This is a genomic window from Dactylosporangium sp. CA-139114 (assembly GCF_050955725.1).
Lineage (GTDB): Bacteria > Actinomycetota > Actinomycetes > Mycobacteriales > Micromonosporaceae > Dactylosporangium.
Genome location: NZ_CP192080.1, coordinates 4,824,104 through 4,844,639 on the forward strand (window position 1 = coordinate 4,824,104; position 20,536 = coordinate 4,844,639).

Sequence of the window (20,536 nt, forward strand, 5' to 3'; positions counted from 1 at the left end):
GCGGCCGCTCAGACGTCATCGTGCTTGATCTCGATCCGGCGCAGTGACGGCACGAGCGAGACCAGGAGCATCGCCGCCGCCGCGACCCCGCCCCCGGTGGCGGCCACCGTCGCCGCCCCGAACGCCGCCGCGAGGACCGGCGCGGACATCTGGCCGACGGGCAGCGACACCGTCGACCAGAACTCGTCGTGAGCGCCGACCCGGGACAGGAGACGCTCGGGAATGTTGGTGTAGTTGACGGTTTCCCACACGACGGTGAAGAACTCGACGGCCACCCCGGTCAACAGCGACGCCGCGGCCAGCCAGACCACGTCGGCGCCGGCGCCCAGCAGCACGAGCGGGAGGGTGGCCAGCGCCATGGCGAACAGAGCCGGCATCATCGGCCGCCGCATCAGCCGCACCTTCACCAGCGCCACGCTGGCAAGCAGCGCCCCGACACCCTGGGCGCTCAGCACCAGGCCCCAGCCCGCGGCGCCGATGGTGTCGTGTGCGATGACCGGGCCGAGGATCTGCCAGACGCCCCGGTTGGCCGCGTTGAACACGGCGAAGGCCAGCGTCACCGACCAGATCCACGGCCGGGACTTGAAGTATCGCCAGCCTTCCACCATGTCGGCGAGCATCGTGGGGCTGTCCTCGCCGCGCGGTGCCGGCGCGGGCAGCGAGATCCGGGAGAAGCAGGCGGCCGCCAGCAGGAAGGAGGCGGCGTCCGCGGCGATCGCCCAGCCGCCGCCGACCGAGGCGGTCAGCAGGCCGGCGGCGGCCGGGCCGAGGATTCGAGTGACGTTGCGGGCCGAGGCCAGCAGGGAGCTGGCCGTCTGCAGATCGCGCCCGGCTGCGAGGTTCGACACGATGCCGCGCAGCGCGGGTGTCGTCAGCCCCTGGAACACGCCGTTGCAGGCGGCCAGCGGCAGCAGCAGCGCCGGGTGCTGATGGGTCAGGAGCAGGGCCGCGACGCCGGCCTGGGTGACGCCGGCGCCGAGACCGGTGAGGCGCAGCACGGCGTCGCGGCGGTAGCGGTCGGCGACGCCGCCGCCGACGAGCATCGTCGCGACCGTCGCCACCAAGGCGGTGGCGGTGACCGTGGACAGCCAGGCCGCGCTGCCGGTGATCTCGAGGACTGCGAAGGCCAGGGCGACCGGCGACATGAAGCTGCCGGCCATGCAGATCGTGAGGCCGGCGGAGTACCACCGGAAGGCCGGCGACCGGAGGGGCCCGCCGGAAGCGGCGGCTGCCTTCGGCACGGGATGGCACGCTGCCAGCCCCGGCCGGATGCATCAAGCCGATTTCCCGCGGGTGCCGGTCGGCCCCGGCCCTATGCGGCGTCGCCGGCCACCCAGTCGGGGTGGGCGGCGACGAATGCCGGCACGGTGTCCTCGCGCACGGCGCTGAACAGCTGCAGGCTGGTGTCGCTGAGAATCTCGGTGTCCTGGCCGTTGATGACCTCGGAGTTGAAGGTGCCACCGTTGGTCTTCAGCATGGTCAGGGCGCCGGAGCGGATGTCGCGCAGCGTGAAGATCCAGTCGGCGACGGAGATCCCGCCGCTGTCGAAGGTCAGCGCCTGGCCGGCGGCGCGCAGCACCTGGTCCAATTTGCCGGGGCTGGTGAGCACGCCGCTGCTGGTGGCCTGTTTCAGGACGGCCTTGATGAACTGCTGCTGGTGGCGCTGCCGCCCGTAGTCGCCGTCCGGGAGCAGCTCGCGCTGGCGCACGTAGTCCAGGGCCTGCCAGTCGGCCAGATGCTGGCAGCCGGGCTGGTACACCTGCGGGGTGACCCCCGCAACGGCAACCGGCCCGTCATCGGTCATCGCATATGGCATCTGGTACCGGCCATGGGCATCGTGGCCGATGTGGACCGAGACGGTCCGCTCGTCCACGCACATGTCCACCCCACCGAGGGCCGCCACCAGCGACTTGAACCCGGCGAAGTCGACGATCGCGCCGCCGTTGAAGGAGATCCCGGTCAGCTGCTTGATCGTCAATGCGAGCAGCCCGAACCCGCCCGCCCGGCCGGCGCCGTTGCCGTAGCCGCTGGGGAACGCCGCGTTGATCTTGGCGTGGCCGCCGTCGAACCCGCTCCTCGGATAGGGCGGGATCGACACGTACGAGTCCCTGGGCACCGAGACCAGGTAGGCGGCGTCGTGGCTCGCCGGAATGTGCACGATCATGATCGAGTCGGCGTTGTGGTCGACGTCCGGGCTGTCGTCGCGTTGATCGATGCGCTGGTCGATGCCGACCAGCAGCAGGTTGATCGGCCCGTCGATGCTGACGTGCGGGTCCGCCGCGTCGCCGAGCAGGTTCTCCTGGCCGATCGAGGCGGTGTAGCGGCTCAGCAGCGCCCGGGAGCCGGCGAGGGCGGCGGCGCTGACCAGCACGAGCAGCACGCCGAGGAGGACGAGCACACGGGCCCAGCGCCGAGGCCGCCGAGGCCTCCGCGGACGCTGTGGACGCTGTGGACGCGGCGGGTCCGCGGCCCGGATGGCGGCCGTCTCGGGTGGCGGGACGCTGGCCCGCACCACCGCCCGCCCACGGGCCCGTCGGCCGTCACCGGCGCCTGCATCAGGAATTGGATCGCCCATACCGTCTCTGTCCTCGAGCCGGGCCGGCCGCGAATCTGGCGCGCCGGGAGCCGTGACATCTGCGTGACCTCGCAAGCGTAAGAGGCCCCGGCCGGGCCGGGCGACGTATCGGCAGGTGATAGCGCAGGTGGCACTGCCGGACACCCCGCAAAGTCACCTCCGCCCGCCCGGCGCGCCGCGTTTACCGGGAACCGGCCGGGTACAGGCGCGCTCGACATCCCGCAGTTGAGGCCGGCGTTCGATGCCTCGAGCCGGTCCGATGACCGGCGCGTGTCGCGGGGCGAGGGGAAGGAAGATCGTTGGTCGTCGACGCGGGAAAACGCAGCGTCATGGGGGTTCTGGTCGACGTCATCGACTACGACACCGCCGTCGCGAGGGTGATCACGGCCGCCCGGCAACAGCGCCCGTTCATCCTGACGGCGCTGGCCGTGCACGGCGTGATGACGGGCTTGTCGGACCGGCGGCACAACGCCCGGCTCAATGCCTTCGACGTGGTGGCCCCGGACGGCCAGCCGGTACGGTGGGCGCTGAACCTGCTGCACCAGGCTCGGCTGCGCGACTGGGTGAGCGGCCCGGAGCTGACGCTGCGGGTGCTGCGGCGCGCGGCCGACGAGGGGCTGCCGGTCTACCTCTACGGTTCCACCCAGCGCACCGTCGACCGGCTGGTCGAGGTGTTGACCCGGACCATGCCGGCCCTGCGCATCGCCGGCGCCGAGCCGTCACGGTTCCGCGACGCCGAGCCGGGCGAATACGCCCGCATCGCCGAGCGGATCAACGCGTCGGGGGCCCGCGTGGTCCTGGTCGGGCTCGGCTGCCCGCGGCAGGAGTCGTTCGTCCACGCGATGCGGCCGCTGCTCGCCATGCCGCTGCTGGCGGTCGGGGCCGCCTTCGACTACCACTCCGGCCGGCTGCGCTGCGCACCGCGCTGGATGCAGCGCAACGGCCTGGCCTGGCTGCTGCGGCTGGTCCTCGAGCCGCGCCGGCTGTGGCGGCGCTACCTGATTCTCGGCCCCCGCTACCTCGTGCGGCTGTCCGCGCAGAAGGCCGGGCTGTGGGAACCCTACGTGCCCGCGCCCTCGCACCGGCCGGTCGAGCCCGCACCGGTCTGACCGCACCCGCCCCAGTTCATCGACCGACCGAGGCGGAGGATACATGTGCGGAATCGCCGGCATGGTGCTGGCCGACGACACGCGTCCCGTGGACGAGGACCGGCTGCGCGCCATGTGCCGCAGCCTCGCGCACCGGGGCCCCGACGAGGACGGGTTCTTCCTCACCCCCACCGCCGGCCTGGCGGTGCGGCGCCTGGCCGTCATCGACGTGCTGCACGGCCGGCAGCCGGTGCGGTCCGAGGACGGCGCCGTGGTCGCGGTGCTCAACGGTGAGATCTACAACCACCGCAGACTGCGGCAGTACCTCGCCGCGCGCGGCCACACCTTCGCATCCGGCAACGACGCCGAGGTGATTCCGCACCTGTACGAGGAGTTCGGCACCGGCTTCGCGGAGCACCTGGAGGGCATGTTCGCCATCGCCCTGTACGACCGTGCCCGTCATCGCCTGGTGCTGTCCCGCGACCGGGTGGGCGTGAAGCCGCTGCACTACGCCGAGCGCGCCGACGGCCTCGTCTTCGGGTCGGAGATCAAGGCGGTCCTGTGCGCCCTGCCCGAGCGGACACCGGACCTCCAGGCGTTCAGCGCGTACCTGTCGCTCATGTACGTGCCCGCGCCGCGGACGATGTACCGGGAGATCCGCAAGCTCGAACCCGGTACGACGCTCGTATGGCAGGACGGCCGTTGCACCTCGCGGCGCTACTGGGCGCTCGCCGACGTGCCGCAGCGGCAGGACCTCACCGTCGCCCGTGCGGGACGGATCCTGCGCGAGCTCCTGGTCAGCACCGTCCGCCAGCAACTGGCGGCCGACGTACCGCTGGGCTTCTTCCTCAGCGGCGGCATGGACTCCGCCACCGTCGTCGCCGCCGCCCGGCGCGCCGAGCCCGACGCCGAGCTGAAGACGTTCTCGGTGGGCTTCGCCGACCGGTCCTACGACGAGCGGGACGGGGCCGCCCTCGTCGCGGACAGGTTCGGGACCGAGCACACCGAGCTGCTGGTCGAGCCGGCGGCGCAGGACGTCGTGGACGGCATCCTGCCGGCCTTCGACGAGCCCTTCGCCGATCCGTCGATGGTGCCCACCTACTACCTGTGCCGCCTCGCCCGCCGGGACGTGACCGTGGCGTTGAGCGGCGACGGCGGCGACGAGCTCTTCGCCGGCTACCTCACCTACCAGGCCGACCGGTACGCCCGCTACTACCGCCACCTCCCGCGCGCGGTGACGGGCCGGCTCGTGCCGGGCCTGCTGCGGTACCTGCCCCGCTCCAGTGAGCGGGCGAGCTTCGACTTCAAGGCGCGCCGCTTCGCCGAGAACGCCGTCGAGGAGCCCGGCCGCAGCCACTACCTGTGGCGGGTCGTGTTCCGGGAGGCGCACAAGGCGCGGCTGCTGCAGCCGGACGTGCTCGCCGAGCTGTGCGACACCTACGACACGCACGAGCCGCACTACGACGCCGGGGCCGGATTCGACCGGCTCACCCGGTTCCAGTACACCGACGCCCACGTCTACCTGCCCGACGACGTGCTGACGAAGGTCGACCGCGTGAGCATGGCGCACTCGTTGGAGGTCCGGGTGCCGCTGCTGGCCACGCCGATGCTCGAGTTCGCCTTCTCGTTGCCGGGCCGCATGAAGCTGCCGGGCCGGCAACCGAAGTGGCTGCTGCGGCAGGCGATGGCCGGCCTGCTGCCGCCGCAGACGCTCGCCATGGGCAAGAAGGGCTTCAACGCCCCGCTGCCGCGTTGGCTGCGCGGCGTCTACCGGCCGCTGGTCGGCGACTACCTGTCCCGCGACGTCCTGCGGCGGCAGGGCTATCTGCGCTTCGACGCGGTCGACGAGATCGTCGGGCGCCACCTCAGCGGCGTGGCCGAACACGCCCGCGAGATCTGGATCCTGCTGCTGTTCACGATGTGGGCCGAGCAGGAGAAGGCATACCGATGACGACGACGGCGCCCGCCCGCTTTCCCCGGAGGTACGACAACCCGTGAGACACTGGGTGCTGCTCATCCCGCTGTTCCTGGCCTGCCTGCCCGCCGTCGTGCTCACCTCCTCGGTTCCCCCGCCCGCCCGGGCCTGGGCCTGCCGCGTCGCCTTCGTCGTCACCGCGACGCTGATCGTCGCGCCGTGGATCTGGCTGCGCCTGGGCCATGACGTGCCGGCGCGGGCCGCCATGATCCTCATCACCGGGTCGTTCGCGGGCGGGATCGTGCTCAGCGGCGCCACCGCCGGGATCGTGGAGGACAACGCGCCGCCGTCGCCCGCGGTGCAGCACGCGGTGCTGCGGCACCACACCGCCTGGGCCGTGCGCCGCGAGCCGCGGGGCAAGCGGGTCCTGGACGTCGTCGGCGCCCTCGTCGGACTCGCGCTCACGCTGCCGCTGTGGCCGATCATCGGACTGCTCATCTGGTTCGAGGAGCCGGGGCCGATCTTCTTCACCAAGAACTCCGTGGGCCGCGGCGGACGCACGTTCCGGCAGTTCAAGTTCCGCAGCATGCAGTACGGGGCCGAACGGCTCACCGGACCCGTCGTGTCGCCCGCGGGGGACCCGCGCACGCTGCGGGTCGGGCGCTGGCTGCGCCGCTGGCACCTCGACGAGCTGCCCGAGCTGATCAACGTGCTCAGCGGCTCGATGGCCCTCGTCGGGCCCCGGCCGCTGCGCACCGTGCTCGTCAACCAGCACCTCGAGGCGGTTCCCGGATACGCCGAGCGGCACACGGTGCGGCCCGGCATCGCCTGCATCGCCCAGATCGAGAAGTTCCACATGCCGCCGCAGGAGCGGCTGGTGAAGGACCTCGCCTACATCGAGCACCAGAGCGTGCGGCTCGACCTGCAGCTGCTCGTCCGCGCGGTGCTGACCACGGCCCGCGGCGAGCGTCACTACGACGAGCCGGTGCTCGCCGCGCCGAGTCCCGTCACGGTGCCGGCGACGCGCAACGACGGGCAGCTTCCGGGTCTGGTCGAGCATGCCGGCCGTACCCAGGACGCCTGAACGCACGCGCCACCCGCACGGACTGGGTGGCGCGTCCCGCTTCGTCGGCGCCGGCCTGCTCGACCAGCTGGTGATCGCCGCGGCGAACGCGGCGAACACGCTGCTGGGCGGCATCCTGCTGTCGAAGGCGCACTTCGGCGCGCTCGCGCTGGCCCTCGCCGTGGGTTACCTCGCGATGTACCTCAACCGCGCCGTGGTCGGCGACGTCCTGCTCGCCCTGGCGTCCCGCTACGACGGCGACCCCCGGGTCCGCCTGGCCCGCAACGGTCTCGCCACCGCACTGTGCTCGGGCGTGGTGACCACCGCCGTCTTCGTCGCGCTCTGGGCGGCCTGGCCCGGCCACGGCCAGATCGACCTGCGCGAGCTCGTCCGGCTGGCCCCGTTCATGGTCCCGATCATGCTGCACGACACCGCCCGCTGCGACTACCTCGCCGACCGCCGCCCGGACAAGGCCCTCGGCATCGACCTCGTCTGGGCCGGCACCCAGGCCGTCCTCGTCGCCGTCATGATCGCCACCCACCGCTGCAGCGCCGGCGCCCTGCTGACCGTCTGGGGCCTCGGCGCCACCGCCGGCATGACCGTCTACCTGCTGCGCGAGCGCCGCCTGCCCTGGCGGGGCAGCCCCGCGGCCTGGCTGGCCGAAACCCGCCACCTCTCCGGCTGGTTCACCCTCACCGCCATCGTCGCCCAGGTCCACACCCTGGCCATCAGCTTCACCGTCGCCGGACGCCTGTCGAAGATCGACCTGGGCAACTTCCGCTTCGTGCAGACCGTCCAGCTCCAGCCGGTCCAGAACCTGGTCACCGCGATCAGCAGCCTGCTCACGCCGCGGGCCTCCCGCCACGCCGCCGAGGCCGCCGAGCCCGGCCCCGGCGGCACCGCCGCCGCCGCGGCCCTGCGCCGCCAGACCCACCGGCTGGCGCTCGCCTTCGCCGTCCTCGGCGCGCTGATGGTGCTCATCGTCTGGCCGGTGGTCTCGTACGTCCTGGTGCACACCCACAAGTTCGCCGAGGCCGCCCCGCTGGCCCTGCCGATCGCTCTGCAGGGCGCGGTCTACCTGGTGCAGGCGCCGTTCACCGCCGCGCTGCGCGGCATGCACCAGGCCCGGGCGCTGTTCGGGCAGTACGTCGTCTTCGCCGTCGTCTCCCTCGGCGGCCTCGCGCTCGGCGCCGGCCGGGGCGGCTTGCACGGCGCCGCGTGGGGCCTGCTCATCGGCTCCGCCGCCGGCCTGATCTGCATGCTGATGCTCTACGCCGGTGCGCTGAGGTCGCTCGGCCCCTCGTTCGCGGCGCCCGCACCGGCCCGTGCGGAGGCCCCGCAGAACGCCTAGGCCCACGGCCCGGACGCCGGACGGGCAGGCGGCAGGCGGTCAGGCGGGCGCGACCGCGGGAACCGTGTGCTGGTGGGTCACCGCGTCGCCGCGGGGATGGTCGGGCAGGTTCCGGTCGGCGTGGTCGGCGTGGAACAGCGCCTCGGCGAGCAGGGCGCGCACATGGGCGTCGGCGGCGGAGTAGTGCACGAACGTGCCCTCCCGGCGTCCCCGGACCAGCCCGGCGAGCCGCAGCTTGGCCAGGTGCTGGCTCACCGCGGTCGGGGCGGCGCCGACGAGCTCGGCCAGGCAGGCCACCGACGACTCGCCCTGCAGGAGGGCCCATAGGATCTTGATCCGGGTGGGGTCGGCGAGCAGCCGGAACCCCTCGGCGGCGAGATGGACCTGCTCGTCGTTCGGCATCCGGAAGTCGGGCAGCTCGGTGTGCACCCGACCAGCGTAACCGCATCCTCCGTATTCGTCTGCTCATCTGCCTGGCTATCTGCATGCCTACGCAGGTAGTGTTGTCGCTCGTGACCTTGACGTCGGCACGACCACCCGCCACGGCGCCGGCCGGGCTCGCCTCCGGCCGGCCGCGCCGCCTCGGCCCGCGCATGTGGGCCCTGGCGGAGATCCGCTGGGCGACGACCGCCACGGTGCTCTTCGCCGCGGGCGGGCTGGCGCAGCTGGCCGGGGCCCCGGCGCCGGTGTGGTGGAGCCTGTACCTGGCCGGCTACGTCACGGGCGGGTGGGAGCCGGCCCTCGCCGGGCTACGGGCGCTGCGGGGGCGCAGCCTCGACGTGGACCTGCTCATGATCGTCGCCGCGATCGGGGCGGCCGCGATCGGGCAGGTCTTCGACGGGGCGCTGCTCATCGTTATCTTCGCCACCTCGGGTGCGCTCGAGGCGTTCGCCAAGGCCCGGACCGCCGACTCCGTCCGGGCGCTGCTCGACCTCGCCCCGCAACAGGCGACCCGGCTCGACCCCGACGGCACCACGACGGTGGTCCCCGCCGCCGCCCTGCGGGTCGGCGACCTGGTTCGCATCCGGCCCGGCGAACGCATCGGGGCGGACGCGGTGGTCCTCACCGGGGACAGCGACGTGGATCAGTCCACCATCACCGGCGAGTCGCTGCCGGTGGCGAAGACCGCCGGCGACGAGGTGTTCGCCGGCACGCTCAACGGCACGGGCGCGCTGACCGCCCGGGTGCACCGAGCGGCCGGCGACTCGGTCATCGCCCGGATCGTGGCCATGGTCGAGCGGGCGTCCGCGACGAAGTCCCGCACCCAGCTGTTCATCGAGAAGGTCGAGCAGCGGTACTCCATCGGCGTCGTCGTCGCCACCCTCGCCCTGTTCGCGATCCCGCTGCTGTTCGGCGCCGACCTGCGGACCACGCTGCTGCGGGCGATGACGTTCATGATCGTCGCGTCGCCGTGCGCGGTGGTGCTGGCCACGATGCCGCCGCTGCTGTCCGCGATCGCCCTCGCCGGCCGCCACGGCGTGCTCGTCAAGTCCGCCGTCGTGATGGAACAGCTCGCCGATACCACCGTCGTCGCCTTCGACAAGACCGGCACCCTCACCAACGGCGCGATCCGTGTCGCCGGCGTCCACCCCGCGACCGGCTCCGGCCTCGGCGAGCGGGATCTGCTGCGGCTCGTGGCCGCCGTCGAAACGCACAGCGAGCACCCCCTCGGCGCGGCCGTCGTCGGGGCCGCACGCGAGCGTGGCCTGGAGGTCCCGCCCGCCGAAGGCTTCCGGGCCACGCCCGGGCACGCCGTCGAGGCGATCGTCGGCGGCCGCCACGTCCGAGCCGGCAGGCCCGTCCTGTCCGGCGCCGCCGACCCGGGCCGAGCGGACGTGCGGCGGGTCGTCACCGGCGCCCACGACGCGGGCCGCACCGCGGTCGCCGTCGTCGTCGACGGCCGCCCGGCCGGCGTGGTGGTCCTCGCCGACCAGGTCCGTCCCGGGGCCGCGGCCACCGTCGCGGCCCTGTCCGCGGTCACCGGCACCCCGCCGGTCCTGCTCACCGGCGACAACGCCGGCGCCGCGCACCGCCTCGCCGCCGACACCGGCATCACCGACGTGCACGCCGCCCTCCTGCCCGAGGACAAGGTCGAACGGGTCCGCACCCTGCAGCGGCGGGGGGAGCGGGTGATGCTCGTCGGGGACGGCGTCAACGACGCGCCCGCCCTGGCCACCGCCGACCTCGGCGTCGCCATGGGCCGCCACGGCTGCGACCTGGCGCTCACCAGTGCCGACGCGGTCCTGGTCCGCGACGACCTGACCGCCCTGCCGCCGCTCATCGCCCTGTCGCGCCGGGCCCGCCGGGTCGTGGCCGCGAACCTCGTCATCGCCGGCACCTTCATCGCCGTCCTCGTGGCGTGGGACCTCCTCGGTCACCTGCCGCTGCCGCTCGGGGTCGCCGGGCACGAGGGCTCCACCGTGATCGTCGGCCTCAACGGACTGCGCCTGCTCGCCGATGCCGCCTGGCGGCGCGCGGGCCGGATCGCGGCCGCATGAGCCGCAGCCGTCAGCCCGCGAGCGCGCCGGCCGCGGGCGGACCAGCCGCGGGCGGGACCGGCCGCGGCCGCGGTCAGCTGGGCCGGCGGTACCCGGCGATGGGCCGGCCGTCGAGCTTTGCCATGCGGACGTAGTCGCCGGTGGTGGGGGCGTGGACCATCCAGCCGCCGCCGACGTAGAGGCCCACATGGTGCAGGTCGCTGTAGAAGAACACGAGGTCGCCCGGGCGCAGGTCGGCCTTGGCGACCGGTTTCGCGTCCTCCCATTGCCACTTGGTGTAGTGCCGCAGGGACATCCCGGCCGCGGCCCAGGCGGCCATGGTCAGTCCGGAGCAGTCGTAGCCCTTGGGGCCGGTGGCGCCCCAGACGTAGGGCTTGCCGATGAGCTCGCAGGCCTTCTTCGCGGCCGTGCCGCCCGCGCCGCCGAGGTAGTCGACGGGGCAGGCGACGGGCTTGAGGGTGCCGGTGGCGCCGCTGCCGCCGTACGCCTGCTGCCGGAGCTTCTGCAGCTCGGAGATCTTGGCTTCGATCTGCGTCTTCTTCGCGGCGAGCTCTTTGTCCTCGGTGGTCTGCCGGGCGATGAGGGTGTCGAGGGTCCGCTTGTCGGCGGCGAGCCGGTCGCGGGCCGCGGCGACGTCCTGGATCTGGGCGCGTTCGTTGCGGGCGATGGCGTTGACGACCGTGAGCTGGTCGAGCGTGTCGGTCGGGGTGCTGCCGGAGAGCAGGACCTGCAGGGTGGTGAGGCGGCCGGTCTTGTACTGGCGGACGGCGATCTCGCTGATCTTGCCCATCGCGGCGTCGACCTGGGCCTGCAGCGGCTGGAGCTGCTGTTGCAGCTTCTGGGCCTTGGCCTGGTTGTCTTTGAGCTGGGTGTGGACCTGGTTGTACTGCTCGATGGTCGGCTCGAGCTGGTTCCACATCTCGTCGATCTGTCGCTCCAGCTCCGCGGGGGTCGGCTCGGCCTGGGCCGCCCCGGTGCCGGCCAGCAGCACCGCGACCACGGTCACCACGGTGACCAGGGCCCTGCGCGGCGACGGTGGGCAGATGCGAGGCGCGTGGAGGCGGCGGAACGGCACGTCCGCGAACCTTACGCACCGCCGCCCGGCCAGACAAGTCCGTCTCCTAGCCGAGATAGCAGTGGTGCCGGGCAGGTGCCAAGCCTGCAGCAGCTGGCGCGCGTCCGGGGATTCCAAGCTACTAAGCGCATTAGTAGCACGCAGGTAACCCGGGTGGGCGGGTATGGCGACTCGGGCTGTCCATCGCCGCCAACTGGCGCTGTACTACTACGCAAATTAGTAGTACTGTCGTTCTGGGTCGTGCCGGAGCCTGCCAATCCCCTTGGAAGTCGTGCCGGCACGACCCTTCTCGCCGGTGCGGGACCCGGACTACATCGGCAACAGGGCCGGGGCCCAGGTGACGTACCGGTCGAACGCCGCCATCGCGATCGGGGCGGCGAGGGCGGCGGCGGTCGCGGCGACGATCGTGGCGCGAGCCGGCCACGACAGCGGCGGCGGCGGATCGAGCAGTCGGCGCAGCCGTTCGAGGGTGTCGCCGCCGCGGGCGCCCAGGGCGCCGTCCGGCGGGCCGGAGGGGCCGGGCTGGGCCATGCTGACCAGGGCCCGGGCCAGATCGATGTGGGCGGTGGCGCGGGCCGCGGTGTCGTCGGCGCACAGCTCCACCAGCCGGTCGACCTGGCCGCGGCCGAGCGTGCAGCTGCCGGCCCGCGGGAAGGCGGCCGCGAGCGGCCGCATCCAATGCGTGATCTCGTAGTGGTGCCCGGCGTGGTGCGCGCGCTCGTGGGCGAGGACGGCGGCGAGCTCGGGCGCCCGCAGGCGTTCGACGGCGGCCGAGGTGAGCACGATCTCGGCCGCACGGCCGGGCCGGCTGGGCCCGGGCAGGAGATAGGCGGCGGGCTCGTCGTGGTGCACGATGCTGGTCCCGGGCAGCGAGGACGGCAGCCCGCCGAGCCGCACCGCGAGCCGCAGCTCGGCGCGGCGGGCCCGGGCGGCGATCACGAGACGCCGGCCGTTGACGGCCAGCCGGCCGCCGAGCAGGACCAGACCGGTCAGTCCGGCCACGGCCGCCGCCTGGGCCGCGCGCCCGTGGTGGCCCAGGAGCGCGTCGAGGCAGATGTGCCAGGCGCCCTTGACGAGGTCGTGGGCGCGGTCCTAGTACAACAGCAGCGTCAATGCGGTGAAGGCCGCCGAGAGCGGCACCGCACCGGACAGGCCCAGCCACGCGGCGACGGCGAGCCGGGGCGCGCGCACGACCCAGCGCGCCGAGGCCGGCCGCGGCGCGGCGACGAGCGCCAGCACCGTGGTGAACGCGGCGAGGAGCGGCGGGCTCACCGGCCGGCGATCCGGCGTTCGTAGGAGCGCAGCGCGGCCCGCAGCGCGGCGGCCTCGTCCAGGCTCATCCGCCCGACGAAGTGGGTCAGCGCCTCGATCCGATCACCGCTGTCGACCAGGGCGTTGTGCATGGCCTGCGCGACGCACTGCTCCCGGGTCAGCGCGGGCGTGTACCGGTAGGCCCGGCCGTGCTGTTCGCGGGTGAGCCGGCCCTTGCGGTACAGGTTGTCGATCACGGTCAGCACCGTCGTGTAGGCGAGGTCGCGATGCCACTGCAGCCCGTCGAGGGCCTCACGGACCGTGGTCGGCTCGCCGCGCTCCCACAGCAGCTCCATGAGCGCCGCTTCCAGGTCGCCGAACCCCTGCACCGCACCTCCCCACGACGAAGCGCCATCGTATCTTGGCATTTCCTCCCTGATGTCGAACGATCCGGTCAACGAAGGCGCTTAGGTGAACGTCGGCGAGGCGTGCTGTCCGGACGGCCGATCGGCGGGGTGCCCGCCGTCACGCACGACCGGTCTTGTACGCCGAGCCGAGGGCGGCTCAGAATCTGAACATGTTCAAGAAGACGTCGGCCGGCGCGGCCACGGGTGTCGTGGGTGCCCTGGGTGTCGCGGTCGCGGGTATCGTCGCCGCCTGCTGCGCGATCCTCGTCTGCTGCGCCGGGGCGTGGGTCCTGCTCGGGCCGGTGAACTATTTCGGCTGCGGCGCCGAGCGGCCCGATGGCATTGCCGAGGCCGATCTCGTCGGGACCTACGAGGCTCAGGACGGCGCCCACCTCGAACTCCAGGCGGACGGCTCGCTCGTGGCGACCGCGCTCGTTACGGAGTTCATGGGCGAATCGCTGAACCTTTCCGGACCCGGGGAGTGGAGCCTGCAATCGGCCGGTGGCAGCCAGGGCGACATCAGGCTGCGCCTGACCTCGGACGGAAAGCCCCGGTCGCACGGTACGTCCCTGGATATTTCCGGCACCCGGGAGCAGCCGTGGCTGTACTGGTACGAGGGTGATCCGGACGTCTGCCATCTGTACCGCTTCAACAAGATCGCGTGACGCCGGCCGGCGGCGGCCCGTCCACCGCCGGACGGACCGACGTCACTGTGACAGCGCGGCCGGGCGAGGGTCAGCGGCCAAGGCCGAGGGCGCCGCCCAGCCGCGCGCCGACGCCCCGCAGGACCGAACCGGGCTTCTGCTGCTCGCCCGCCAGAGCCGACACGGCGATCAGCGCGCCGGTCAGCACCGGCACGGACCACTGCGCGATGCGCTGACGCCGCTGCACCGCCCGGACCGAGGCAGGGGTGTCGGCGGCCGGTTCGGTCACGGCCTGGACCGGCACCTCGCTGGCCCGCTCCAGCTCCTTGCCCAGCTTGCGGCTGTACGCGGTCGCACCGAGCGCCGCCGCGGTCAGGCCGGTCTTCACCGCGCTCATCGTGGCAACGCCCCGTTGCCCGAAGACCCGCCTGCGCTCGGAGGCCAGGATGCCGGCCGCCCCGACGAGGTGGGCGCCGATAGCGGCCATGTTGACCGGAGCCCAGCGGTCCCAGCCGATGGACGAGATGACGAGCCGTTCCCGCGGGTTGTCGACCTTCCCCGCCGCCCCGTTGAGTCCCACCGCGCCCATCAACGACCCGCCGAACCACGCCGCCAGGCCGGTGTCGTGCATGGAACGCAGGACCGTGTCCCGCTCATCGATGACGCTGCTCTTCATCAGGTTCGCCATGATGACGGCCCTACCCGCCCCCGGCCGCTCCATGCCGGTCACCGGTTCGCTTCGCGCATCGACGCCCGCATGACGCGCCGCAGCTCCCGGGTCACGGCCGCGGATCGGGACTCGGCGCGCCGCACGCGGCCGACGGCGAGCAGGGCGAGGGCCGCGCTCGCCCCCAGGTAGGCGCCGGTGAGGGTGGCCGCGGCGCGCACCGGTGGCATCCTCGTCTCCATCGGGCGCAGCGCGGTGCCGGTGCCGGCCAGCACGGCGAGCGTCCCGAAGAACCCGGCTCCGGCCAGCAGCGCGGCGGTGACGCCGGTGCCGCGTACCGCCTCGACGAGCGGATCACGGATCTTCAGCCGTTCGTGCCGGGTGATCTCGGCCATGTCCTCGGTGAGCCGGGCGGCGGGTTCCTCGGTGCGCGGCTCGTCGCGGCGTGCTTCGGGTTCGGTCATCGGCGGGTCGTTCCCTGCACCGTCGGCGTCAAACGGGGCATCTCGCGGCAGGCGCCAGGAGCCGCCCCCGGGGAGAGCGGGGCAAAGCCCGACAACAGTCGGATAGCCGACCTTCCCGGCATCCGCCGCCCGACCGTGCGGCCGCCCGTCCGCCGCCAGACTTGATGACCATGAACGCGCCACACCAACCGCCCTACCAGGGCGCTCCATATACGACACCGCCCCTCCCGCCGACGGCTCCCCGGCCGAGACGCAGGAACGTCCTCGCCCTCGTGCTCGGCATCGTCGGCGGGACAATCGTGCTCTGCGTCGTCCTCGGGGTCGTCCTCGTCCTCGTCGACGGCGGGGACGACAAGCCGGCCGCCACCAACTCGGCCTCCCCGGCGGCCACCCGCGCCGCGGACCCCGGCGGCGGCTACAAGCAGCCCACCGACCGGTGCGCGCTCGCCGACCCGAGCCTGCTCGGCCCGCGCGCCGGCACCGGCACGGGGGAGCCCCTCGAGGAGAAGACCAGGTACACCCTCAACGGCTGCGAGTACTCCCTCTCCGCCGCCGACGGCTTCCAGGAGCTCAAGGTGTTCGCCAACGTCGACGGCGACACCGCGGCCCGCTACCAGGAGTCCGCGGACACCTACCCGAAGATCTCCGGCTTCGACGACGAGAAGGTCACCGGCTGCGGCTCACAGGGCTTCTACACCCGGCGGCTCAGCTCGGGCGGCAAGCGCATCGAGGCGGTCATCGTCTGCGTCGAGCAGAACCTGTACGTCGAGGTCCGGTTCAACGCCGGCGGCACCGAGCCCTGGGACTCCGACGCCATGAAGACGAACATGACGGCCCTCGTGAAGGGCGTGATGGCGAAGACCCCGAAGGCCTGACGGGCGCGGACCGGGCCGTCGCGGCCCGGTCCACGCCGCTGGCGCATACGACCCGGCAACCGCGAAGCGGTCAGCCGGACACGTTGACCCCCACGATGCCGGGCAGCCGGCGCAACGACTCGGCCAGCTGCGGCAGGGATGCCGTCGCGGGCGGCCGGGCCGTCATCTCGATCACGTGCTCGTGTTCGGCGTACGTCACCCGCAGCATCGTTGCCCGGGGTACGACCTTCAGCAGCTCGCGCTCCACCTCGTCGAGCGACACACCGTCCTTCAGCGTCACGCACATCAGCAGGTGCCGCCGTAAGGCGAGGTAATGGCGCTCGGCCACTTTGAGCAGCCACAGCACGGTGACCGTGAGGACGGTGGTGACCAGGGCCGCGGGCCAGGCGCGCAGGCCGACCGCCAGCCCGACGGCGGCCGTCACCCACAAGGAGGCGGCCGTGGTCAGGCCGCGGACGGTGACCCCCTCCTTGAAGATCGCGCCGCCGCCGAGGAACCCGATGCCGGTGACCACCTGCGCGGCCACCCGTGTCGGGTCCGAGCGCTGCAGTCCGACGCCGGCGAGCGTGAAGAGGGCCGCGCCGAGCGAGACGAGGATGTGGGTGCGCAGGCCGGCCGGCTGCGCCCCGAACTCGCGCTCCAGCCCGATCACGGCACCCAACCCGGCCGCGAGCAGCACCTGCCCGACCACCACCCAGCCGTAGTCGACCACACCAGCCCCCTCACGGCCCGTCCGTGCCGGCCCTGCGGGTGGCCCCGCGTCGGCTCGCTTCCCGCACGGGAGCCGGTGAAACGTCGCCGCCGCGGCCGGGGCAATGCCCCGATGTCTCACCCCGCACCGTCTCGCCTTCGGTATAGCTTCGGAGGTGGGCCTACGAGACGTGCGGGAGAGCCCAACTGGTGACAGTTGAGCTGAGAGGCTGAAACGACCGAGAGGTCGCACCGGCGATCCCCACCACCTGATCCGGACAATGCCGGCGAAGGGAAACCGCCTCGTAGGTCTTTCGCTGTGCCCGGGCCCCGCACGTCGCTACCGGACGACCGCGACCGGACAGGCGGCGTGCCGGATGACGGCCTGGCTGACGGAGCCCAGCAGCAGCCCCGCGAAGCCGCCGCGCCCGCGCGAGCCGACGACCAGCAGCTCCGCGCCGGCCGACAGCTCGGTGAGCACGGCCGCCGGGCGGCCGTGGACGACGGTGGTGCGCAGGTGCACGTCGGGATACTGCTCCGCCCAGCCGGACACTGACTCGCCCAGCACACGGCGCTCGTCGTCGCGCAGGCTCTGCTGATCGCCGATCAGCGGCAGGACGTCGTCCGGCCGGGTGGGCTCGGGCCGAAGGTAGGCCAGGACGGCGGTGAGCCCGGCACCGCGCAGCGACGCCTGCTCGAACGCGAACCGCAGTGCGCGCCCGGCGTCGCGGGATCCGTCGATGCCGACCAGGACGCGGCCGGCCTCGGCGCTGCCCGGTCGGACGGTGTGGCGGACGATGACGACCGGACACGCGGCGTGGGCGGCGAGTTCGACGCCCACGGAGCCGGTGAGCAGGCCCGTGAAGCCGCCGAGGCCGCGGCTGCCCACGACGACGGCGACGGCGTGCCGGGAGGCGGCCACGAGCGCGGCGGCGGCCTGCAGTGCGGGCGTGTCGGTGCTGATGTCGAGGTCCGGCGCGACGTCGCGGGCCCGGAAGACCGCCGCGCCGAGGATCTGCTCGGCGGACTCCCGGACGGCCTGCTCGTACAGCCGGGGCGGCGCCGGGCCGAACACCGCGGGCCACACGAAGGCGTGCACGACGCGCAGCGGGCGTCGCCGGCGCATCGCGTCGGCGGCGGCCCACTCCACGGCGCCGAGACTGCTCGGTGAGCCGTCGACGCCGACGACCACCGCATTGTCGCTCCGCATGACCGGTGCCTTCCCCTCAGGACCCCGACGTCGCGTCGGTCCTCTGCCACAGCAGATGCCGCAGGTACGGGTCGGGCGGCTCGGCGCCGACCGGCGCCAGGCGCAGCTTCACGTCGACCGCGGCGCAGCCGCGCGGGCCGGCGAGGACCGGGTTCAGGTCCAGCTCCGCGACCTCGGGGAAGTCCTCGGCGAGGCGGCCCAGGCGCAGCAGCAGGTCCTCCAGCGCCCCGGTGTCCGCGGGTGCCGCGCCGCGGTAGCCGGTCAGCAGGGGCGCGGCGCGCAGCCCGCGCCACATGGCGGCGGCGTCGTGGTCGGTGACCGGCAGCAGCCGCAGCGCCCGGTCGCCGAGCAGGTCGGTGTAGACACCGCCGAGGCCGAGCATGAGCAGGGAACCGAAGAGCGGATCGTGGACGATGCCGGTCACCATCTCCACGCCCGGATCGGCCATCGGCTGGACGGTCACGACGGGCCGCGCGGCGCCGACGGCCTTACCGATCGCCCGGTACGCCTGGCGGACGTCGGCCTCGCCGGCGAGGCCGAGCCGAACGGCGCCGATGTCGCTCTTGTGCACCAGCTGCGGCGCGGCGGCCTTCAGTGCCACCGGACCGGCGATGGCCCGGGCCTCGCGGACCGCCGCGTCGGGGTCCGTGGCGATGCGGGTCTCCACCACCGGCACGCGGTAGCAGGCCAGCAGCGACCTGGCCACGTCGGCGGGCTGCCAGCCGCCGCCGGCCGCCAGTGCCCGCCGCACGATGTCGCGGGCCGCGCCGTGGTGAATGTCGTGCAGCGGGGGGCGGTTCCCGGCCGGCTCGCGCCGCCAGGCCGCGTACCGTGCGGCGCGGCCCATCGCCAGCACCGCCGGCTCCGGCAGGCCGAACACCGGGACCTTGCGGACCCCCAGCGTCGCGGGCACCTCCGGCGCCCCGGCCACGACGACGGCGACCGGCAGTTGCGGGCAGTCGTCCACCGCGGCGGCGACGGCCGCGGTCGTGGCGCGAGCGTCGTTGGTCCGGGTCGCGACGAACGTGACGACCAGCAGGTCCACCTCGCCGGACCGGGCGACCGCCCTGATCGCCCCGGCCATCGTCTCGGGGGTGGCCTGGGCGCCGAGGTCGACGGGGTTCACGGCCTGCGGGCCTTCGCCGAGACTGTGGCCGGACAGGGGCAGTGCGGGCACGACGAGGCCCGCGGTCTGGGCCGCGTCGGCCGCCAGCACGTTCAGCCCGCCGGCGTTGCCCACCACCGCGAGGCGGTTGCCGGTCGGCAGCGGCTGGTCGGCCAGGACCCGCGCGGTGTCCAGCAGCTCGCCGAGCGTGTCGGTGCGAATGACGCCGGCCTGCGCGAACAGCGCGGTCACGGCCGTCTCGGGTGCCGCCGCGGCGGCGGTGTGCGAGGCGCCCGCCCGCCGGCCGCCTTCCGAGCGGCCGCTCTTGACGGCCAGCACCGGCTTGCGGCCGGCGAGGGCCCTGGCGATCCAGGCGAACCGGCGCGGGTTGCCGAAGGACTCGACGTACAGGGCGACGGCTCGGGTCGCGGGGTCGTCGTACCAGTAGGCGAGCAGGTCGTTGCTGCTGACGTCGGTCTTGTTGCCCAGCGACACGAAGCTGGAGATGCCGATGCCGCAGCCGGCGGCCGCGTCGAGGATGGCCACGCCGACCGCGCCGGACTGCGACGCCACCGCCAGGCCGCCGGCGACGGGCGGTGCCGGGGCGAACGTGGCGGTCAGCCGCACGGCGGGGTCGGTGTTCACCACGCCCAGGCAGTTGGGGCCGAGGATCCGCATGCCGTGCCGGCGCGCCTCGCGCACGAGCGCCGACTGGGCCGCCGGTTCGATGCCGGCCGTCAGGATCACCGCGGCGCGCACGCCGGCCGCGCAGCACTGCCGCACGACCTCGGGGACCGCCGCCGCGGGCACGGCGACGACCGCCAGGTCCACGGCGCCGCCGATCGCCGCGACGCTCGGATGCGCGGCGATCCCGCACACCCGCTCGGCGTGCGGGTTGACCGCGTGGAGGGCCCCGGTGTAGCCGCCGGCCCGCAGCGCCGCGAGCACCGCGCGGCCGATCCCGCCGGGTCGCCGTCCGGCACCGATGACCGCCACCGACGCGGGGGCCAGCAGGGGGCGCAGCGAGTGGTGCGCCGCCGTGCGGTCGCGGACCCCGACGGCGGCGAGTGCGGCCTCGTCGGGCAGCGTCGGCACCCGGATCTGGACCGTCCCGGCGTCGGCGCCGAGCCGGCGGGCGACACCCGGGGCGAGATCGCCGCCCACCCGCAGCATGGCGGCGTTGTGCGCCAGCACGTCGCCGACGAGCTCGGTGATGCCCGCCCGTCGCGCCTCGGCGGCGAGCTGCTCCAGCAGCAGCGTGCCGAGGCCCTCGCCGTGGTGGTTGTCGTCGACCACGAGCGCGAAGTCGGCGCGGGCCGCGTCGACCCGCTCGTAGGAGCCGGCGGCGAGCACCGCGTCGCCTTCCTCGACGAGCAGGTGTACGCAGTCCGGCCCCGACGGCCGGGTGAGCCTCTGGACCTCGGCGTCCAGTGCCGCACCCGCGCTGAAGAACCGCAGATACCGGCTGTTCGGGGAGAGCCGCTGGTGCAGGGCGAGCAGCGCCGGCGCGTCCCGCGGCCGGATCGTGCGGAGCCGGACGATCCGCCCGTCCATGGTCAGGCAGTCGACGGCGCTCATCGCGAGCCCACCGCCGGCGTCGTCACCCGGTCGGTCATGGTTGCCTCCAGCCCGTGCTGCCGTCGTGCGCGGCGTTCGGA

General features: G+C 73.7%; 19 protein-coding genes. 7 read left to right on the forward strand and 12 right to left on the reverse strand.

Going from position 1 to position 20,536, the window contains the following annotated elements:
* Positions 1–8: 8 nt before the first annotated feature.
* Together ACQP2P_RS21855 and ACQP2P_RS21860 are read right to left on the reverse strand one after the other, a co-directional pair.
* Complete coding sequence (locus ACQP2P_RS21855; protein ID WP_433618667.1) at positions 9–1,160, reverse strand: MFS transporter; 1,152 nt, start codon at positions 1,158–1,160, stop codon at positions 9–11.
* 152 nt (positions 1,161–1,312) lie between these two features.
* A complete protein-coding gene (locus ACQP2P_RS21860) occupies positions 1,313–2,398 on the reverse strand; it encodes an LCP family protein (protein ID WP_433618669.1) in 1,086 nt (361 codons plus the stop codon).
* Between the two features lie 506 nt (positions 2,399–2,904).
* On the opposite strand from ACQP2P_RS21860, the gene ACQP2P_RS21865 reads away from it, so the two are divergent.
* Genes ACQP2P_RS21865 through ACQP2P_RS21880 form a run of 4 tightly spaced genes read left to right on the forward strand, consistent with a single transcriptional unit; the run spans position 2,905 to position 7,992 of the window.
* The gene (locus ACQP2P_RS21865) at positions 2,905–3,684 is read left to right on the forward strand and encodes a WecB/TagA/CpsF family glycosyltransferase (RefSeq protein WP_433618671.1); all 780 of its coding nucleotides are present in this window, start codon (positions 2,905–2,907) and stop codon (positions 3,682–3,684) included.
* Between the two features lie 43 nt (positions 3,685–3,727).
* Entirely contained in the window at positions 3,728–5,614 is a 1,887-nt protein-coding gene (gene asnB, locus ACQP2P_RS21870) for an asparagine synthase (glutamine-hydrolyzing) (RefSeq protein WP_433618672.1), read from the forward strand.
* A 43-nt stretch (positions 5,615–5,657) separates the two neighbouring features.
* Positions 5,658–6,662 carry a sugar transferase gene (locus ACQP2P_RS21875; protein ID WP_433618674.1) on the forward strand — a complete coding sequence of 335 codons (1,005 nt, stop codon included), beginning with the start codon at positions 5,658–5,660 and terminating at the stop codon, positions 6,660–6,662.
* Entirely contained in the window at positions 6,637–7,992 is a 1,356-nt protein-coding gene (locus ACQP2P_RS21880) for an oligosaccharide flippase family protein (protein WP_433618675.1), read from the forward strand. Before ACQP2P_RS21875 ends, ACQP2P_RS21880 begins: the two co-directional genes overlap by 26 nt.
* A 39-nt stretch (positions 7,993–8,031) precedes the next feature.
* Here ACQP2P_RS21880 and ACQP2P_RS21885 read toward each other — a convergent pair whose 3' ends face one another.
* Positions 8,032–8,421, reverse strand: coding sequence for an ArsR/SmtB family transcription factor (locus ACQP2P_RS21885; protein WP_433618677.1), 390 nt, complete (start codon positions 8,419–8,421; stop codon positions 8,032–8,034).
* An 89-nt stretch (positions 8,422–8,510) separates the two neighbouring features.
* Here ACQP2P_RS21885 and ACQP2P_RS21890 point away from each other — a divergent pair, with 89 nt between their 5' ends.
* On the forward strand, positions 8,511–10,490 hold the full coding sequence (locus tag ACQP2P_RS21890; RefSeq protein ID WP_433619202.1) for a heavy metal translocating P-type ATPase: 1,980 nt from the start codon (positions 8,511–8,513) through the stop codon (positions 10,488–10,490).
* A gap of 73 nt (positions 10,491–10,563) precedes the next feature.
* Here the strand turns inward: ACQP2P_RS21890 and ACQP2P_RS21895 are convergent, their stop codons facing one another.
* The 4 genes from ACQP2P_RS21895 to ACQP2P_RS21910 all read right to left on the reverse strand — a co-directional run bounded on the left by ACQP2P_RS21895 (position 10,564) and on the right by ACQP2P_RS21910 (position 13,205).
* Positions 10,564–11,565: an NlpC/P60 family protein gene (locus ACQP2P_RS21895; RefSeq protein WP_433618679.1), complete on the reverse strand. Its 1,002-nt coding sequence runs from the start codon at positions 11,563–11,565 to the stop codon at positions 10,564–10,566.
* 309 nt (positions 11,566–11,874) lie between these two features.
* Positions 11,875–12,567 (reverse strand): M56 family metallopeptidase, encoded by a 693-nt coding sequence (locus ACQP2P_RS21900; RefSeq protein WP_433618681.1) that lies wholly within the window; start codon positions 12,565–12,567, stop codon positions 11,875–11,877.
* A 90-nt stretch (positions 12,568–12,657) separates the two neighbouring features.
* Positions 12,658–12,837 (reverse strand): hypothetical protein, encoded by a 180-nt coding sequence (locus tag ACQP2P_RS21905; RefSeq protein ID WP_433618683.1) that lies wholly within the window; start codon positions 12,835–12,837, stop codon positions 12,658–12,660.
* Positions 12,834–13,205 (reverse strand): BlaI/MecI/CopY family transcriptional regulator, encoded by a 372-nt coding sequence (locus ACQP2P_RS21910; RefSeq protein WP_433618684.1) that lies wholly within the window; start codon positions 13,203–13,205, stop codon positions 12,834–12,836. The genes ACQP2P_RS21905 and ACQP2P_RS21910 overlap by 4 nt, the downstream gene beginning before the upstream one ends.
* Positions 13,206–13,393: 188 nt before the next feature.
* On the opposite strand from ACQP2P_RS21910, the gene ACQP2P_RS21915 reads away from it, so the two are divergent.
* Positions 13,394–13,888, forward strand: coding sequence for a hypothetical protein (locus ACQP2P_RS21915; RefSeq protein ID WP_433618686.1), 495 nt, complete (start codon positions 13,394–13,396; stop codon positions 13,886–13,888).
* A 70-nt stretch (positions 13,889–13,958) separates the two neighbouring features.
* Here ACQP2P_RS21915 and ACQP2P_RS21920 read toward each other — a convergent pair whose 3' ends face one another.
* Both ACQP2P_RS21920 and ACQP2P_RS21925 read right to left on the reverse strand, forming a co-directional pair.
* Complete coding sequence (locus tag ACQP2P_RS21920; RefSeq protein WP_433618688.1) at positions 13,959–14,555, reverse strand: hypothetical protein; 597 nt, start codon at positions 14,553–14,555, stop codon at positions 13,959–13,961.
* A gap of 38 nt (positions 14,556–14,593) precedes the next feature.
* The gene (locus tag ACQP2P_RS21925; RefSeq protein WP_433618689.1) at positions 14,594–14,998 is read right to left on the reverse strand and encodes a phage holin family protein; all 405 of its coding nucleotides are present in this window, start codon (positions 14,996–14,998) and stop codon (positions 14,594–14,596) included.
* 272 nt (positions 14,999–15,270) lie between these two features.
* On the opposite strand from ACQP2P_RS21925, the gene ACQP2P_RS21930 reads away from it, so the two are divergent.
* Complete coding sequence (locus ACQP2P_RS21930) at positions 15,271–15,873, forward strand: hypothetical protein (protein WP_433618690.1); 603 nt, start codon at positions 15,271–15,273, stop codon at positions 15,871–15,873.
* 70 nt (positions 15,874–15,943) lie between these two features.
* Here the strand turns inward: ACQP2P_RS21930 and ACQP2P_RS21935 are convergent, their stop codons facing one another.
* The 3 genes from ACQP2P_RS21935 to ACQP2P_RS21945 form a co-directional block, all read right to left on the reverse strand.
* On the reverse strand, positions 15,944–16,585 hold the full coding sequence (locus tag ACQP2P_RS21935) for an MgtC/SapB family protein (RefSeq protein ID WP_433618692.1): 642 nt from the start codon (positions 16,583–16,585) through the stop codon (positions 15,944–15,946).
* A gap of 318 nt (positions 16,586–16,903) precedes the next feature.
* Positions 16,904–17,773 (reverse strand): universal stress protein, encoded by an 870-nt coding sequence (locus ACQP2P_RS21940; RefSeq protein WP_433618693.1) that lies wholly within the window; start codon positions 17,771–17,773, stop codon positions 16,904–16,906.
* A gap of 16 nt (positions 17,774–17,789) precedes the next feature.
* On the reverse strand, positions 17,790–20,456 hold the full coding sequence (locus tag ACQP2P_RS21945; RefSeq protein WP_433618695.1) for a GNAT family N-acetyltransferase: 2,667 nt from the start codon (positions 20,454–20,456) through the stop codon (positions 17,790–17,792).
* Positions 20,457–20,536: the final 80 nt, after the last annotated feature.